Source organism: Kribbella sp. NBC_00482 (assembly GCF_036013725.1).
GTDB lineage: Bacteria > Actinomycetota > Actinomycetes > Propionibacteriales > Kribbellaceae > Kribbella.
Window position 1 is genome coordinate 2777512 of record NZ_CP107881.1, and the last position, 14887, is coordinate 2792398.

13 protein-coding genes are annotated in these 14887 nt (G+C 68.2%); 9 read left to right on the forward strand and 4 right to left on the reverse strand.

From position 1 onward, the window contains the following. Nucleotides 1-170: 170 nt before the first annotated feature. Nucleotides 171-1844: a chitinase gene (locus tag OHB24_RS14015; RefSeq protein ID WP_327639438.1), complete on the forward strand. Its 1674-nt coding sequence runs from the start codon at nucleotides 171-173 to the stop codon at nucleotides 1842-1844. A gap of 2 nt (nucleotides 1845-1846) precedes the next feature. Beyond that, the gene (locus tag OHB24_RS14020) at nucleotides 1847-2749 is read left to right on the forward strand and encodes a helix-turn-helix domain-containing protein (RefSeq protein ID WP_327639439.1); all 903 of its coding nucleotides are present in this window, start codon (nucleotides 1847-1849) and stop codon (nucleotides 2747-2749) included. Between the two features lie 12 nt (nucleotides 2750-2761). Here OHB24_RS14020 and OHB24_RS14025 read toward each other — a convergent pair whose 3' ends face one another. Together OHB24_RS14025 and OHB24_RS14030 are read right to left on the reverse strand one after the other, a co-directional pair. Further along, nucleotides 2762-3211: an aminoacyl-tRNA deacylase gene (locus OHB24_RS14025; protein ID WP_327639440.1), complete on the reverse strand. Its 450-nt coding sequence runs from the start codon at nucleotides 3209-3211 to the stop codon at nucleotides 2762-2764. A 4-nt stretch (nucleotides 3212-3215) separates the two neighbouring features. After that, nucleotides 3216-4427: an MFS transporter gene (locus OHB24_RS14030; RefSeq protein WP_327639441.1), complete on the reverse strand. Its 1212-nt coding sequence runs from the start codon at nucleotides 4425-4427 to the stop codon at nucleotides 3216-3218. 71 nt (nucleotides 4428-4498) lie between these two features. Here OHB24_RS14030 and OHB24_RS14035 point away from each other — a divergent pair, with 71 nt between their 5' ends. Together OHB24_RS14035 and OHB24_RS14040 are read left to right on the forward strand one after the other, a co-directional pair. After that, complete coding sequence (locus OHB24_RS14035) at nucleotides 4499-5386, forward strand: LysR family transcriptional regulator (protein ID WP_327639442.1); 888 nt, start codon at nucleotides 4499-4501, stop codon at nucleotides 5384-5386. Between the two features lie 88 nt (nucleotides 5387-5474). Then, nucleotides 5475-6257, forward strand: a complete 783-nt coding sequence (locus OHB24_RS14040; RefSeq protein WP_327639443.1) for a hypothetical protein — start codon at nucleotides 5475-5477, stop codon at nucleotides 6255-6257. A 48-nt stretch (nucleotides 6258-6305) separates the two neighbouring features. On the opposite strand, the gene OHB24_RS14045 is transcribed toward OHB24_RS14040, so the two are convergent. Together OHB24_RS14045 and OHB24_RS14050 are read right to left on the reverse strand one after the other, a co-directional pair. Continuing rightward, nucleotides 6306-7847: a glycoside hydrolase family 18 protein gene (locus tag OHB24_RS14045; protein WP_327639444.1), complete on the reverse strand. Its 1542-nt coding sequence runs from the start codon at nucleotides 7845-7847 to the stop codon at nucleotides 6306-6308. A 28-nt stretch (nucleotides 7848-7875) separates the two neighbouring features. Continuing rightward, nucleotides 7876-9603 (reverse strand): glycosyl hydrolase family 18 protein, encoded by a 1728-nt coding sequence (locus OHB24_RS14050; protein WP_327639445.1) that lies wholly within the window; start codon nucleotides 9601-9603, stop codon nucleotides 7876-7878. A gap of 235 nt (nucleotides 9604-9838) precedes the next feature. Here OHB24_RS14050 and ssd point away from each other — a divergent pair, with 235 nt between their 5' ends. The 5 genes from ssd (at nucleotide 9839) to OHB24_RS14075 (ending at nucleotide 14778) form a co-directional block, all read left to right on the forward strand. Then, nucleotides 9839-10870, forward strand: coding sequence for a septum site-determining protein Ssd (ssd, locus tag OHB24_RS14055; protein WP_327641062.1), 1032 nt, complete (start codon nucleotides 9839-9841; stop codon nucleotides 10868-10870). 30 nt (nucleotides 10871-10900) lie between these two features. After that, nucleotides 10901-12079 carry a TadA family conjugal transfer-associated ATPase gene (locus tag OHB24_RS14060; protein ID WP_327639446.1) on the forward strand — a complete coding sequence of 393 codons (1179 nt, stop codon included), beginning with the start codon at nucleotides 10901-10903 and terminating at the stop codon, nucleotides 12077-12079. Beyond that, nucleotides 12076-12885 (forward strand): type II secretion system F family protein, encoded by an 810-nt coding sequence (locus OHB24_RS14065; protein WP_327639447.1) that lies wholly within the window; start codon nucleotides 12076-12078, stop codon nucleotides 12883-12885. The genes OHB24_RS14060 and OHB24_RS14065 overlap by 4 nt, the downstream gene beginning before the upstream one ends. A 204-nt stretch (nucleotides 12886-13089) precedes the next feature. Beyond that, nucleotides 13090-13806: a type II secretion system F family protein gene (locus tag OHB24_RS14070; protein WP_327639448.1), complete on the forward strand. Its 717-nt coding sequence runs from the start codon at nucleotides 13090-13092 to the stop codon at nucleotides 13804-13806. 600 nt (nucleotides 13807-14406) lie between these two features. Next, complete coding sequence (locus tag OHB24_RS14075) at nucleotides 14407-14778, forward strand: DUF4244 domain-containing protein (RefSeq protein WP_327639449.1); 372 nt, start codon at nucleotides 14407-14409, stop codon at nucleotides 14776-14778. Nucleotides 14779-14887 lie beyond the last annotated feature (109 nt).

The window sequence follows — 14887 nt, forward strand, 5'->3', positions numbered from 1 at the left end:
CCCCCGAGCCCGTGGCCGAAGACGGCCCCCGGTCACCCCCCCGCCGGGGGCCGTCGCCTTTCTCCGATCAGCCAAGTAAGCGTAAAGATTCTCGCTTTTCTGCGCGTGGGAGCGTTCTCACTTTATGTAGGGTCTTGACAATGTAATTGAGCAGTCACAGGTTGTAAGGCATGAAACCGCCTGCACACCGCCCCCAGGCAGCGGTCGTCATCAGCCTGCTCGCCGTCGTCATGGCCTTCCTGGTCCCCGGTTCCGCCTCCGCGGCCGCCAATCTCGTCACGAACGCCGGCTTCGAGTCCGGCACGCTCTCCGGCTGGTCGTGTCCGGCCGGCGGTGTCACGACGTCCGCGCCCCACTCCGGTTCGTACGCCCTCGAGGCGACGCCGAGTGGCAGTGACATCGCCCGGTGTTCCCAGTCGATAGCGGTCCAGCCCAATACGGCGTACACGCTGTCGGCCTGGGTGAAGGGATCGAACGTCTACCTCGGTGTGGACGGTGGTGCCTCGACCTGGACGACCAGTTCCGGCTGGAGCCTGTTGACCGTCCCGTTCACCTCCACGGGTTCCTCCGTGACGATCTACGTCCACAGCTGGTACGCGCTCCCGGCGTACCAGGTCGATGACGTCGTACTGGACGGACCTGGCGGGACGCAGGACACCACGCCGCCGTCGACCCCGGGTGGTCTTGCGGTCGGCAGCCCGACCTCGAGCTCGCTGAAGCTGACCTGGTCCACCGCGTCCGACGCGAACGGCATCGACCACTACGACGTCGTCCGGGGGACCGGGGCCGCGCAGAGCGTCGGCAACGTGACCAACTGGACCGCTGCCGGGCTCACTGCTGCGACGACTTATTCGTTCAAGATCCGGGCGTGTGACCCCAGTGGCAACTGCTCGCCGTACGGCGCGGCTGTGTCGGGCACCACCTCCGACGGCGGTACCAACCCGCCGGTCGGTAGCCTGCCCGCGCACGTGCTCACCGGGTACTGGCAGAACTTCAACAACGGTGCGACGGTGCAGAAGATCTCCGACGTGCCGGCGGCGTACGACCTGATCGCGGTGGCCTTCGCGGACGCCGACGCGTCGAAGCCGGGCGGCATCACGTTCAACCTGGACAGTGCCGGGCTCGGTGGGTACACGGTCGCGCAGTTCAAGGCGGACATCGCGGCGAAGCAGGCGGCCGGGAAGAAGGTCATCCTGTCCGTCGGCGGTCAGAACGGCACCATCTCGGTCGCCGACCCGACGGCGGCGTCCAACTTCGCGTCGAGCGCTCTCTCGGTGCTGCGTGAGTACGGGTTCGACGGGATCGACATCGACCTGGAGAACGGGGTCAACGCGCAGTACATGGGTCAGGCGCTGCGGAGCCTGCACAGCCAGTTCGGCAGCGGGCTGGTGATCACCATGGCGCCGCAGACGATCGACATGCAGAGCACGTCGTTCGAGTACTTCAAGCTCGCGCTGGCGATCAAGGACATCCTGACCATCGTGAACGTGCAGTACTACAACTCGGGCTCGATGAACGGCTGCGACGGCCAGGTGTACTCGCAGGGCTCGGTCGACTTCATCACCGCTCAGGCCTGCATCATGCTGCAGGGCGGCCTGCGTCCCGACCAGGTCGGCCTCGGCCTGCCGGCGTCGTCTCAAGCGGCCGGGAGCGGGTACGTGTCGCCGACTGTGGTCAACAACGCGCTGGACTGCCTCACCAAAGGCACCGGGTGCGGGAACTACAAGCCGAGCGCCCCGTGGCCGTCGCTGCGTGGGGCGATGACCTGGTCGACCAACTGGGACGCGTCGAACGGCAACCAGTTCGCGACCCAGGTCGGCGGCCACGTGCACTCCCTGCCCTGATCATGCACAGCTATCGACCGGCTCCGCTGCTGGAGGCGCTCGGTGTCTGCTCGGAGGACGAGCAGCTCTACCGGGCGCTTCTGGCCCGCCCGGAGTCCACAGCGACCTCTCTGGCCTTGTCAGTCGACTGGCCGGCCAATCGCGTCGGCCGGCACCTCAGGTCACTACTGTCCCTCGGCCTGGCGTCCCGGACGCCAGGCAGACCGGCCCGCTACGTGCCCGCCGTACCCGAGGCTGCAGTCGAGCTGCTCGCGCTGCGGAAGCAGGCGGCGATCGTGGAGGCCCGGCTGGGTGCTGCGGCGCTGACGGCCGAGTTCAGACAGCCGGACGCGTTCACGGTCATCCGTGGCGCCGAGGCGATCGCCCAGCGGTTCTACCAGGCGCAGCAGTGCGCGCAGGACGAAGTACTCGTGCTGGACCGGTTGCCGTACGCCGTCTTTGCCGCGCACGGGGTGACCTACCGGACGATCTACGACATGGCGTCGCTGTCCGAGCCGGGTGATCTGGTCGCGGCCCGATCGTCGGGCTGCTGCCGGATGCTGCGCGACGTACCGCTGAAACTGGTCGTCGTCGATCGGCGCACCGCGCTCCTGCCGACCGGGCCGGACGTCGTCGTGGAGCTAGGTCCGTCGAGCCTCCTGGACGCCCTACTGCGCCTGTTCGACTTGCTGTGGCGACAGGCCAGCCCTCTGACCCCTTCGGTCTCCGAAGGCCCGCTCACGTCGGACGACCAGCAGCTCCTGTCGCTGGCCGCCGCCGGACTGACAGACCAAGCCATCGCCCGCCGCCTGGGCGTGGCCCAACGGACCGTAGAACGCCGAATGCAACGCATCCTCAAAGCCCTCGACGCCACCACCCGCTTCCAAGCCGGCCTCCGCGCCGGGCAACAGGGGCTGCTCGTCTAGTCGCCTTCTAGTTCAGTCGGTTACGTCCGCCACGGTGGCGCTCAGGGCCTTCGTCAGGGCCTCGGCCTCCACCGTGATTCCCACCCCATGATCCCCACCGCCGATCGAGATGGTGCCGGTGATCCGCTCGTCCGCGATCACCGGCCAGTCGCGCGTGCTCCCGAGCGGCGTGATCGTCCCGCGGACGTAGCCGGTGACGTCGAACGCCGTGTCCTTGTCCGGCATCGAGATCCGGTTCACGCCGAGCAGCGTCCGCAGCTTCGGCCACGCGATCTCGCGGTCGCCCGGCACCAGTACGAACCGGTAGTCGTCGTCGGACAGCCGCACCACGATCGTCTTGATCAGCCGCGCCGGCTCGATGCCGCGCGCCGCTGCGGCCTCCTCCAGCGAGTTCACCCGGCCATGCCTGGTCACCTCGTAGGTGAGCCCCAACTGGTCAGCCGCCTCGGTCGCCTTCGTCACCCGGCTAGTTTTGCACCTTGCTGGGAACGTTCCGGAGCAGGATCGCGAGGATGAGCGTCACCACGAACAGCACGCCCGCCTCTCCGGCGACACCGGTCCACTCGGCCCGGCTCCACGCCGTACCCGCAAGGCCTCCGAAGACCGAGGACCCCAGGTAGAACGAGAAGAGGTACATGCTCGACGCCTGGCCGGTCCCGACCCCGCTGGCATGCGCCCGGGCAGGCACCCAGCCGCTGGCGACCCCGTGCACTGCGAAGAAGCCTGCGGTCATCACAGCCAGCCCCAGCACGATCAGCGGCAGCGGAGCCGCCAGAGTGATCGCCACACCGGCCAGCGTGATCAGACACCCGACCGGCACCACGGCTCGCCGCCCATACCGATCCGCGAGCGTCCCAGCCGTAGCCGACCCGGCTGACCCGAGGAGATACACGCAGAAGACCAGTCCGGCCGCACCGGCGCTCAGCTCGTACGGCGAACCTGACAGCCGGAAGACCGCCCCGTTGTAGACAGCCACGAAAGCGCCGACCGCTGTCGCAGCGATCCCGTACAGCGCGAGCAGCGCCGGGTCACGCAGTACGCGGAACAGGTCGTGTGGCCGCGCGGCGCTCGGGTGGAAGTTCTGCGACGCAGGCAGCAACAGCCAGACGACAGCCGCGCACAGTACGCCGACCACGGCGATCCCGGCGGTCGCGAACCGCCACCCGCCGACGTCCGACAGCCCGCCTGCGATGAGGCGTCCCGCCATACCGCCAACCGCCGTACCCGCGATGTAGAGGCCGCTGGCGCGCGCGTGGCTGTCCTGGTGCACCTCCTCGCGCAGGTACGCCATAGCGACCGCCGGCAGCCCGGCCATCGCGATGCCTTGCAGGCCGCGCAGCGCGAGCAACAGGTGCCACGTCGGCGCGAACGCACTGAGCAGCGCGAACACCGACGTCGCAGCGACCGACCAGCGCATCAGATTGGTCCGGCCGAGCACCTCGGACGCCGGACCGGCGACCAGCAACGCCAGACCGAGACCGAAGGTCGCGAACGACACGCTGAACGCGCTCTGGCTGGGCGAGACGTGGAACGCATCAACCAGCTGGGGCAGCAGCGGCTGCGTGCTGTAGAGGAGAGCGAACGTCGCCAGCCCAGCCGCGAACAGTGCGACGGACAGCTTGCGGTACTCCGGGTCTCCGGGCAGGTACCCGGCTTGACGGGCGACGGACTGGTGCATGTCTTCGACGGTCGCACGACTGGAGCGATACGTAAAATGTCGATCTCGGCAGAAATCGATACGCTTCTCGTATGCATGTTGAGGATCTGCGGTGGTTCGTCGTACTCGCGGAGACCGAGCACCTCACCGAGGCGGCCGCGGCACTGGGGACGAGTCAGCCGAATCTGTCCCGGTCGCTGCAGCGGGTCGAGCGGGTGTTCGGGGTGCCCCTGTTCGAGCGGGAGCGTCGCGGCGTACGGCTGAATCCGTACGGCCGGTTGGTGCTGGATGCGGCGCGGGCAGGGACTGCGGCGGTGGATACGGCGAAGCGCCGGATCGACGCGTTGCTCGACCCGGAGTCCGGCACGGTGCGGCTCGCGTTCCTGCACTCGGTCGCGACCAGCCTGCTGCCGGACCTGCTGAAGGCCTTCCGGGCGGTGGCGCCGAACATCGGGTTCGCGCTGCGGCAGGAGCCGGCGCACGACATCGTCCAGGACCTGGAGAGCGGTGAGGCCGAGATCGCGATCATCGCGCCGCGGCCGGACCCGGCACGCTTCGGTTGGCACCTGCTCGAGCGGCAGCGGCTGTATCTGCACGTGCCGCCCGGTCACGCGCTCGCCTCCCGGCGCCGCGTCGAACTGGAGGCGGCCCAGGACGAGGCTTTCGTCGGTCTGCAGCCCGGGTTCGGCTTCCGGCGGGTGACAGACCGCCTGTGCCAGGAGGCGGGGTTCAGTCCGCGGCTGGCCTTCGAGGCGACCGACCTCGCGACGATCGACAGCCTGGTCGGCGCGGGCCTCGGTGTGGCGATCCTGCCGGCCGGTGCGGTTCGTGGGAACGACAGCGGCGCGGTGTCCGTGCCGCTGGCCGGCGTACGGGCCCGGCGGGAGATCGGTATGGCGTGGCGGCTGAGCATGCCGCTGACTCCCGCGGCCGAGCGGTTCCGTACGTTCGTCCGATCGCGCCCGGTGACGACCAGTTGACTGGATTGGCAACGACTTAGGTAGCGTTCGTCCCAATTTCACGGTGTCGACTTGCACAGACAGGGCTTTCCCCCGCACCCTTTCCCTCGTGAGGAAGCGTCTGGGTTCGTTCCGGCCGAGTCGCCGGCTGCTGTTCGCGGCCGGGACCGCGGCGGCTGCGTCGACGGTCGCCGCCACCGCGGCGGAGGCGGTCCCGGGCTCCCCGGCGGCCACCCTCGACACCGCGGGCGGACTGCTCTCTCTCGGCGCCTACGGCTCGGGCGTGCTCGGTGCCTGGGAGCGCCAGGCACGCGCGATCTCGAACGAGCAGCAGATCCGCCGGACCCGCGAGGCCGACGGCGTCTTCATGTTCGGCGACAGCATCGGCGTCCAGGACGGTCCGGCGCTCTCCCGGCAGCTGACCCAGCTCGGGATCAGCATCGCCGTCCACAACTGGGCCGGCCGGCCGGTGACCCCCGCGGTCGACGCGCTCGACCTCTGGGCGCAGCAGTACGGCCTGCCGCACCGGATCCTGATGTCGGTCGGGTCCAACGACATCTTCACGCCGCCGGCCGTCGAGGCCCAGGTCGACCGGACCATGCGGATCGTCGGCGACGAGCGGATCGTCTACTGGGTCAACGTGCAGGCGGCCCGCACCGCGCACGGCCCCGACATCAAGGTCGCGGACCAGCGCAACAGCGCCTGGATCAACCTGCAGCTCGCCGGCGCCCAGCGTCGCTACGACAACCTGCGGATCGTGCACTGGGCCGAGCACCTGGCCTCCAGCCCCAACCGCCTGGCCCGCCTGCTCCGCGACGGCCTGCACCCGTCGGTCCCGCTCGGGCAGAACGCCCGCAACGGCCTGATCATCGAAGCGATCAAGGCCGGCTGAGTGCGGCGTCTCCGCCACACCCAGCCGTACTCGTTCTAGCTGTGCCTCTTAGAAGCCAGCGGTGATGCGGGTGAAGTCCCAGTCGGCCTGGGCGATGCCACTGCAATTGGACACCACTCCGCCGCCGGCGCAGCCGCGGTCACGGTTGACCGACCAGAACGCCAGCCGGCTGAGCCCGTTGCTCTTCGCCCAGTTGGTGATGTTCTGCCAGGTCGCGGTCGTGGTCATCTCCTGCTGGTCGGACAGACCGTTCATGCCGGAGATGCCCTGGTGGGCGTACGCCTCCGCGGTGGACCAGCCGAAGGTGGCCTTCAGCTTGTTGTTCAGGCCCTGGGACGCGCCGACCGTGTCGTTGTAGATGTTCGAGCTGCCGAAGTCGAACGGCATCAGCGTGAAGATGTCGATGTTCGCGCCGAGTTCCTTCGACCGGTCGATCAGCCGGTTGCCGTAGTACGTCGGGCCGGTCGTCGACGTACCGAACGTGAGGATGGTCTGGATCCCCGGGTTGTTCTGCTTGACGATCTTCAGCGCGTTCAGGATCCGGTCCTGGACGGCCTCGTTCTCGAACTCGTCGGAGTTCTCGATGTCGATGTCGATCGCCTTCAGGTTGTAGGCGTTGATGACCTGCTGGTATGCACCGGCCAGCGCCTCAGGCGTGCTGCAGTTCGGTCCGAGCTTGTTGCCGCTCCAGCCACCGATGGACGGCACGATGTCGCCGCCGGCCGCCCGGATCTGGGCGATCGCGTTGGCGTCGGCGCTGCCCTGCAGCGGGCGGCTGCCGTCCCAGGCCGGGTTGCACCCACCGGACGACAGGATGAACGCCATGGTGAACCACTTGATACCGGTCGCGTTCATCACGGTCGCCGGGTTCGGCGGGTCGCCCCAGCCCATGTAGAGGTACGGCGCGGCCTGCTTGGTGCCTGTGTTGCCGCCACCAGTGCCGGTCTTGACGGAGATGCTGGTGCTCTTCGCGCCCTCACCGGCGCTGTTCGACGCACTGACCTGGTAGCTGTACGTCGTGTTCGCGGCCAGCCCGGAGTCCGTGTACGACGTACCGGTCGGGCTGCCGACCTTCGTACCGTTCCGGTAGACGCTGTAGCTGGTCGCACCGGATGCGGCCGACCACGTGAGGCTCACCGACGACGCGGACGACGTACCGGAGAGACCTGTGGGTGCGCCGGGGACGGTGCCGCCACCGCCACCCGAGCACGAGCCGCCGTTCAAACGGCACGCGGCGAGGCCGGGGAAGTTGCCCGGGCTGCCGTTGAAGCCGAACGTGACAGTCGCGCCAGGAGCCAGCGGACCGGCCCAGCTCGGCGGGGTGAACGTGTGCGTCTGTCCGCTGCCGGCGTGGATGGCGTCCCACGTAGAGCTGACGTTGTAGCCGGACGGGAAGTCCAGCGCGACCGACCAGGTGCTGAGAGAGCTGGTGGTGCCGTTGGTGACGGTCACCTTGCCCTCGAAGCCGCTGCCCCAGTCGGACACTTTGGTGAAGCTGGCAGTGATACCTGCCGCGTTCGCTGCCTGTGCGGTCAGCAGGGCGACAACCACGGCCGTGACGGCCGCTATCGCCAAGGTGATGCGTTTCATGATGCTCCGATCAGTGGGCGGTACGTGATCAGACCCGGCCCCAGAGTGCGGGGACGTTCGGCGGCTCCCAGCCGACCAGGGACGTGTGGCCCTGGATGCACTTGTAAGTGACGCCGTTGTAGCTCACGAGCGCACCGGTCGCGTACGTCGTGTTCGGGGCCCACGGGGTGGCCGTGCCGGGCGGAGTGGTCGGCGGCGTCGTCGGGGGAGTCGTGGGCGGTGTCGTGGGCGGTGTGGTCGGCGGCGTCGTGGGAGGCGTCGTCGGCGGAGTGGTGGGTGGTCCGCTGCAGCCGGCCGTGTCGGCGTTGACGGAATCGACCACGTTGTTGAAGAGGGTGACACCCGGGTCCAGCGCCTCGAGCGAGTACATCATCGCGCCGGCCAGCCCGTTGCAGTGCTGGTAGTCGGCCTTCGCCTTGATCGACAGGGCGTTGTCACCGGACCAGAACGTGCCGTTGCTGTAGAACCAGGACGACTTGGTGGTGTCGTCGAAGTACGTGGCGGACGGGTTGTCCACGAAGCCGGTGAGCTCCTTGTAGAACGAGACACCCGGCACGTTGCCGCTCAGCGCATGTCCGTCGGCCGGTCCGGTCGCGGTCTGGTACTTACCGTTGTCGGTGGCCGGGACACCCTTCCATCCCCTGTAGTAGAAGGGGTATCCGATGGTCAGCTTGTTCGCCGGGAACCCGCCCGGGATGCCGTACGCCGGGTCTCCGGTGGTCCACGCCTTCACCGCGGAGTCGACCGAGTACTTGCCCTGACCCGGCGGGACCGGGTTGCTCGGGTCGTTCGGCGCCGTGTAGAGCGGGTCCTGGAAGTTCGTCGGCCCGGTGGCCTCCCAGCCGCCGTGCATGTCGTACGTCATCACGTTGTTGTAGTCGAGGTACTGCCCGATCTTGTCGGTCTCGATCGTGGCGATCTTGTCCTGGCCGGCCGGGGTGGCGGCGGTCAGGTAGTACTTCTTGCCGGTCTGGCCGCCGTACGCGTCCAGCTGCGCGCGGAACTCGGCCAGCAGCAGCGTGAAGTTCTGCTTGTCGGCAGCGCTGTAGTGGTTGCCGACGTGGCCGTTGGGCGAGCCCGGGTACTCCCAGTCGATGTCGACACCGTCGAAGATGCCGGCCGCCGTACCGGGGCCGCCGAAGCCGTCGATCACCGGCAGGTCGCCTTTGAGGAACATGTTCACGCAGGAGCTGACGAAGGTCTTGCGTTTGGCGTCGGTGGAGGCGGCGTCGGAGAAGTACTTCGAGTACGTCCAGCCGCCGATCGAGATCAGGATCTTCAGGTTCGGCACCTTTGCCTTCAGCTTCTTGAGCTGGTTGAAGTTGCCCTGGATCGGCTGGTTCCAGACGTCACCGACCCCGTCGACGCTGATGTCCGCGCCGTACGACTTGCCGTAGTCGGCGAACGCGTCACCGGCGCCGTCACCGGCGTTCGGGTTGTTCTCGTCCTGCGACGCGGCCTTGTTGGCCATGAAGCAGGTGTGGTTGACCGGATCGATGTTGGCGAACGCGTAGTTCAGGAAGTCCAGCTTCGCGCCGGCTCCGGTGGTGATCAGGTTCTTGGGATAGAAGGCGTTGGCGTAGATCCCCCATTGGGTGAAGTACGCCGTCTTGACGCCGCCGCTGGTCGCCTGGGGCGCCGCGACGGCTGCGTTGGCCGTGGTGGCGTCGGGGCTCGCGAGAGAGACGCCGGCGGCGGTGATCAGGGCGGTGGCCGCGACGGTTGCTGTGGCGGCGAGCATGCGTAATCGACTCATCTGTTCCTCCGGAGCGATGGGGCGGAAGCGGTCCGGTGAAATTTAGTTAAAGACGCTTCGAAAGGAACCGTAACCGTTCCCGGCGGGTTGGTCGCGGGCTCGTCGTGGCGGGTTCCCGCTGCTGACGGAAACCCGACAACCCTTTGTCCACAGGGGCCCGATCGCGTTCCCGGAAGCGGCCCGGCAACGGCATGTTCTTGGTATGGACACGAACTCACCATCCTCATCGGTGCTGATGGCAACTACCAACGAAGCCCTGCTCGACGACCTGCTCCGACTGGCCGCGGCCGCGTCCGTCACGCCTCTCGTCGAGCGCGATCTGCACAGTCTGCGGCGCAGCTGGCATGCCCCTTCGCTCGTCGTCATCGGCCGCGACCTGGCCGAGCCGCTCGCGCGCGCTCAGCCCGCACATCGGCCAGGAGTGGTCGTGGTCGGCGCGACCTCGGACGGCGACGACCTCTACCGATGCGCCTTCGACGTCGGCGCAGATGCCGTCTGCCGGCTACCCGACGACGAGCCGCTGCTCGCCGGCAAGTTTGCGGATGCCCTGGACGGTGTCGACCGTTCCGCCGTCACCCTGGCGTTCGTCGGCGGCTGCGGGGGAGCAGGTTCGACCACGCTCGCCGCCGCTGTGGCGGTCCTCGGCAATCGCCGCGGGTTCCGCACGATGCTGATCGACGGCGACCCGCTCGGCGGCGGCATCGAGCTTGCCCTCGGCATCGAGCACGACCCCGGCGACCGCTGGCCCAAACTCCTGAACGCGTCCGGCCGGGTCAGCGCCGCCGCCCTCCGCTCCGCACTGCCTTCCGTCAACGGACTGTCGGTCCTGTCCTGGGATCAGTCCGACGTCACTGTGCTACCGCCGGACACGATGAGCTCGGTGATCGGCGCCGCCCAACGCAGCACCGACCTGGTCGTCCTCGACCTACCGCGCCGCCCGGACCCCGCCGTAGAAGAGGGCTTCATTCGCTCCACCGCAACCCTTCTCGTCGTCCCCTGCGACGTCCGCTCGGTCGCAGCTGCAAAACGCCTCTCCGGCCCACTCCGGTCGGTCGCCGGCGACCTTCGCGTAGTAGTCCGCGACACCCGGCCCGGCCTCGCACCCACCGACGTCGCCGCCCATCTCTCCTTGCCCCTAGCAACAAAACTCGGCCACGACCGAAACCTCCCCACCGCCATGGACCAAGGCCACTTCACCCTGAACCCCCGAAGCCACTTGGCCCGCGCCGCCACCACCCTCCTGAAGCTCTTCCCCCCACCCATCTAGCCCGTTGAACCGCACAAGACAGGTGCCCGCATGACCAACACCGTCGTACCTGCAGGCCTTCTAGACCGCGTCCGCAGCACCCTCGCACTCACCGGCGCCGCGCCAACCCCAGTACACGTAGCAGCAGCTCTCCGCGCCGACGGCACCATCTGCGGCGACACCATGGTCCTGGCAGTGGTCACGGCCCTCCGCAGAGAAGCCCTAGGAGCCGGCCCGCTCGACAGCCTCCTCGCCGAACCCGGCGTCACCGACATCCTGCTCAACGGCCCGGACGAGGTCTACATCGACCGTGGCCGCGGCCTCGAGTTCGTCGCCATCCGCACCGGAGACGAACCCGCCATCCGCCGCCTCGCCACCCGCCTCGCCGCCGCAGCAGGCCGTCGCCTCGACGACTCCACCCCGTACGTCGACGTCCGCCTGTCCGACGGCACCCGCTTCCACGCCGTCCTCGCCCCGATCGCCGCCCCAGGAACCTGTCTGTCGCTCCGCGTCCCGTCCCGCAAGGTCTTCACCCTCGACGACCTGGTGGCAGCCGGCGCCCTCCCACAAGCAGGCGCCGCCATCCTCCAAGACCTCCTGGACTCCCGCCTGGCCTTCCTGATCAGCGGAGGCACCGGCACCGGGAAGACAACCCTCCTCAATTCCCTGCTCTCATTGGCAAATCCCGCCGAACGCCTGGTCCTGGTAGAAGACGCCAACGAGCTCCGCCCCGACCACCCGCACGTGGTCCGCCTGGAAGCCCGACCACCCAATATCGAAGGCGTCGGCGAGATCTCCCTCCGAGACCTCGTCCGCCAAGCCCTCCGCATGCGCCCCGACCGCCTGGTCGTAGGCGAAGTCCGAGGCGCCGAAGTAGTAGATCTCCTGACCGCCTTGAACACCGGTCACGAAGGCGGCTGCGGCACCATCCACGCCAACTCCGCGTCGGACGTCCCCGCCCGCCTAGAAGCCCTAGGTGCCTTGGCCGGCCTGACCCAAACCGCTGTCCACAGCCAAGCAGCCTCCGCCCTACACGCCGTGATCCACCTGACCCGAACCCCCACCGGCCACCGCCGAATCACCGAAATCCACACCCTCACCAAGCCCCCGAACGGCACCCTGACCACCCACCCCGCGGTCACCTTTCACCCCAACAACACCCTCACCCTCCACCCCCCATCCCGCCTCTTCACCACCCCCGCTCAGGCAACCCCCGCAGGTGCTGCATGAGTCCCGCCGTCCTGGCCGCCCTCCTAACCCTCCTCACCTGCACCTTCGCCCTCCCACCCCGATCCCCAGGCCTCCACCGCCTGACAACTCCGACCGCCCGCCGACAACCAGCCGCCCGCCCACAGCGAGCCCGCCGCCACCTCAGAATCTGGCTCCTAGCCCCGCCAACAGCGGTGGCCACCGCCCTCCTCGGCACCCAAGCGCTCGTCACCGCCCTAGCAACAGCCGCCGTCCTCGCCCTGATCGCCCACCAACGAACCCACCACCAACGCCAGAAATCCATCGCAACCCGCCGCACCACCATCATCGAAGCCCTGGACGTACTCTCCGCCGACCTCACCGCCGGCCGCCCACCCATCACCGCCCTCGAAGGTGCCGCCTCGATCAGCCCCGACTTCGAACTACCCCACGCAGCAGCCAAACTCGGCGCCGACGTCCCCGCCGCGCTAGCCCGAGCCGCCACCAAACCCGGCGCAACCAGCCTCCGCGCCCTAGCCGCAGCCTGGCGCGTCACCGAAGAATCCGGCGCCGCCTTCGCCACCCTCACCGAACGCCTAGCCGACTACCTCCGGGCCGACGAAGCAATCCACCGCCAAACCGAATCCAGCCTCGCCGGCGCCCGCTCCACCGCCCGAATCCTCGCCACCCTCCCGGTTTTCGGCATAGCCCTCGGCTACCTCCTAGGAGCCCACCCCCTCACCTTCCTGACCACCACCCCACCCGGCTGGCTATGCCTAGCCACAGGCCTAGCCCTAACCGCCACAGGCCTCCACTGGACCACCCGCATAGCCACCCCCCAAACCTGACCGCACCACCCACCGCACCCACCCAGCCACCGCCCCAACCCGTGCACCCACCCACCGACCCACCACGCGCGCACCAATCGCATGCACCGCACCCACTGCACCCACCGCACGGACCCTCCGCACGCACCCTCCGCGCGCACCCCACCTACCCACCCACTGCACGCACCGCACGCGTGCCTTCACCTGCACCCCGCGAGACTCCGCATGCTCCACGCACTGACCGCAGCCGCAGCTGTTGCCCTAAGCATCTATTTCCTGATCCCACCCCATCCCGACCTCCGCCGACTGACCCCACCGCAACCTCGCACCCGCCGCCAGTTCCCGCGACCCCACCGCCTAGCCACAGCCGCAGCGACCCTCGCCGCACTCGCACTCATCGGCCTCCCCTGGGGCCTGATCCCAGCCGCGATCGCGTACTACACCATCCCCCGAGCCCTCACCCGCCTAGAACCAGCCACCACCAAACAACGCAACGCCCGCATAGCCCGCGACCTCCCCCTCGCGATCGACCTCCTGACCGCCTGCCTCCGAGCCGGCCGCCCACCCCAACACGCCCTGACCCTCGTAGCCGAAGCCCTCCCCGGCCCACTAGCCGACGTCTTCACCAAAATCGCCCTCCACCTGGCGCTAGGAGCCGACCCCACCACCGCCTGGACCCACCTACGCACCGAACCATCCTGCGCCCCAATGGCCCGAGCCATCACCCGCTCCCTCCGCTCCGGAGCCCCACTCTCCAAAACCCTCGAACACCTAGCCGACGAAACCCGCCGAGCTCACCACCACACCGCCGACCAACAAGCCCGAGCCGCAGAATCCCGAGCCACCCTGCCACTAGGCCTCTGCTTCCTCCCCGCGTTCGTACTCCTCTCGATCGTCCCAACCATCGCCGACGCCCTAATCCCATACCTCCTCCACCCCTGACCACTCGAGGCCCAGCGTGGAACTGGATGGTGAACGCAGCGGCAGGACGACCACTAGCGGGTTATGTGACCAATAGCGGGTTGTACGACGCCAGCGGTACAACAACCCGCCATCCGCACGAGACAAGCCCGCGCACCCCAAACCGGCTCTTGTGACGTATGTGTGGGTCGGCTGGTCGAGTCGGGCACGGGGCCGGATAACCCCTCGCGTGCAGGGTTCTCCCCTCGCGTATCAGTAGAGAACCCGCCATTCGAGGGGATAGCCGTTCTTGCCAGGCCCGTCGGTGGGGCCGGGCCGTCGAATCGTGAGTTTTGGCGGTCACCTGCGACCTCGATTCACGACTCGCGGTTTCGAGGGGCAACCACTCGCCACGACTCGGCGTGAGGTCGCACAGGCGGCCCGCGTGGGCTGTCGTGGCGGGGAAAGAAATCGTCGCTATATGCAACTTTGTTTCCCCGCTCTTCGGGGCGCTGATCGGGCAGAAGAGCTCCCAAACCCCTTATCCACAGTCCAGAACTCCTTTGAAAAAAGGCGATCCAACAACGGCATGTTTATCGACAACCGCTCGCAGCGTCGCACCCCATCCCGCAGGAGGCCCAAATGCCCAAGGCAGCAGTCGCCACCAGCAACCATCTGCTCCCCATCGAAGCCAAGGCCTCGTCGCACCCGGCCCTATACCCCAATAGCCAACTGGAGGCTCACACCCCCGACACCAGCCGCCCCCGCAGTACAGGCATCCGCCTCCTCCGCGGTACGGGGATTCGTCGCCTTTGTAGCAAGGGCATCGACCGCCTCCGCCACCGCGCCGAACGCGGGGCCGTAACCGCCGAGTACGCGATCATGATCGTCGGCGCCTGTGCCATCGGCGGCGTTCTGGTCGCCCTCCTCAGATCTCCCGCGATGCAGAACGCCCTCAAAGCAATCATCAACTACGGCCTGAAGATCGCCGGCGTAGAAGGCGTACACATCTGACGCCAAACCCGTAAGGCCAGCAGGTCAATCGATCCTGTCGAGCTGGCGACGCTCACGATCCGGCGGCCGGTCGATGCCCCTCCACGACCGGCCGCCACCCAAAGGACCC

What these genes read in the sequence shown, in the direction of transcription:
- OHB24_RS14030 (WP_327639441.1), bottom strand. Translation starts at nt 4,427, where the DNA reads ATGCACCAGTCCGTCGCCCGTCAAGCCGGGTACCTGCCCGGAGACCCG.
- OHB24_RS14065 (WP_327639447.1), top strand. Translation starts at nt 12,076, where the DNA reads ATGAGTCCCGCCGTCCTGGCCGCCCTCCTAACCCTCCTCACCTGCACC.
- OHB24_RS14050 (WP_327639445.1), bottom strand. Translation starts at nt 9,603, where the DNA reads ATGAGTCGATTACGCATGCTCGCCGCCACAGCAACCGTCGCGGCCACC.
- OHB24_RS14045 (WP_327639444.1), bottom strand. Translation starts at nt 7,847, where the DNA reads ATGAAACGCATCACCTTGGCGATAGCGGCCGTCACGGCCGTGGTTGTC.
- OHB24_RS14070 (WP_327639448.1), top strand. Translation starts at nt 13,090, where the DNA reads ATGCTCCACGCACTGACCGCAGCCGCAGCTGTTGCCCTAAGCATCTAT.
- OHB24_RS14060 (WP_327639446.1), top strand. Translation starts at nt 10,901, where the DNA reads ATGACCAACACCGTCGTACCTGCAGGCCTTCTAGACCGCGTCCGCAGC.
- ssd (WP_327641062.1), top strand. Translation starts at nt 9,839, where the DNA reads ATGGCAACTACCAACGAAGCCCTGCTCGACGACCTGCTCCGACTGGCC.
- OHB24_RS14020 (WP_327639439.1), top strand. Translation starts at nt 1,847, where the DNA reads ATGCACAGCTATCGACCGGCTCCGCTGCTGGAGGCGCTCGGTGTCTGC.
- OHB24_RS14075 (WP_327639449.1), top strand. Translation starts at nt 14,407, where the DNA reads ATGCCCAAGGCAGCAGTCGCCACCAGCAACCATCTGCTCCCCATCGAA.
- OHB24_RS14035 (WP_327639442.1), top strand. Translation starts at nt 4,499, where the DNA reads ATGCATGTTGAGGATCTGCGGTGGTTCGTCGTACTCGCGGAGACCGAG.
- OHB24_RS14015 (WP_327639438.1), top strand. Translation starts at nt 171, where the DNA reads ATGAAACCGCCTGCACACCGCCCCCAGGCAGCGGTCGTCATCAGCCTG.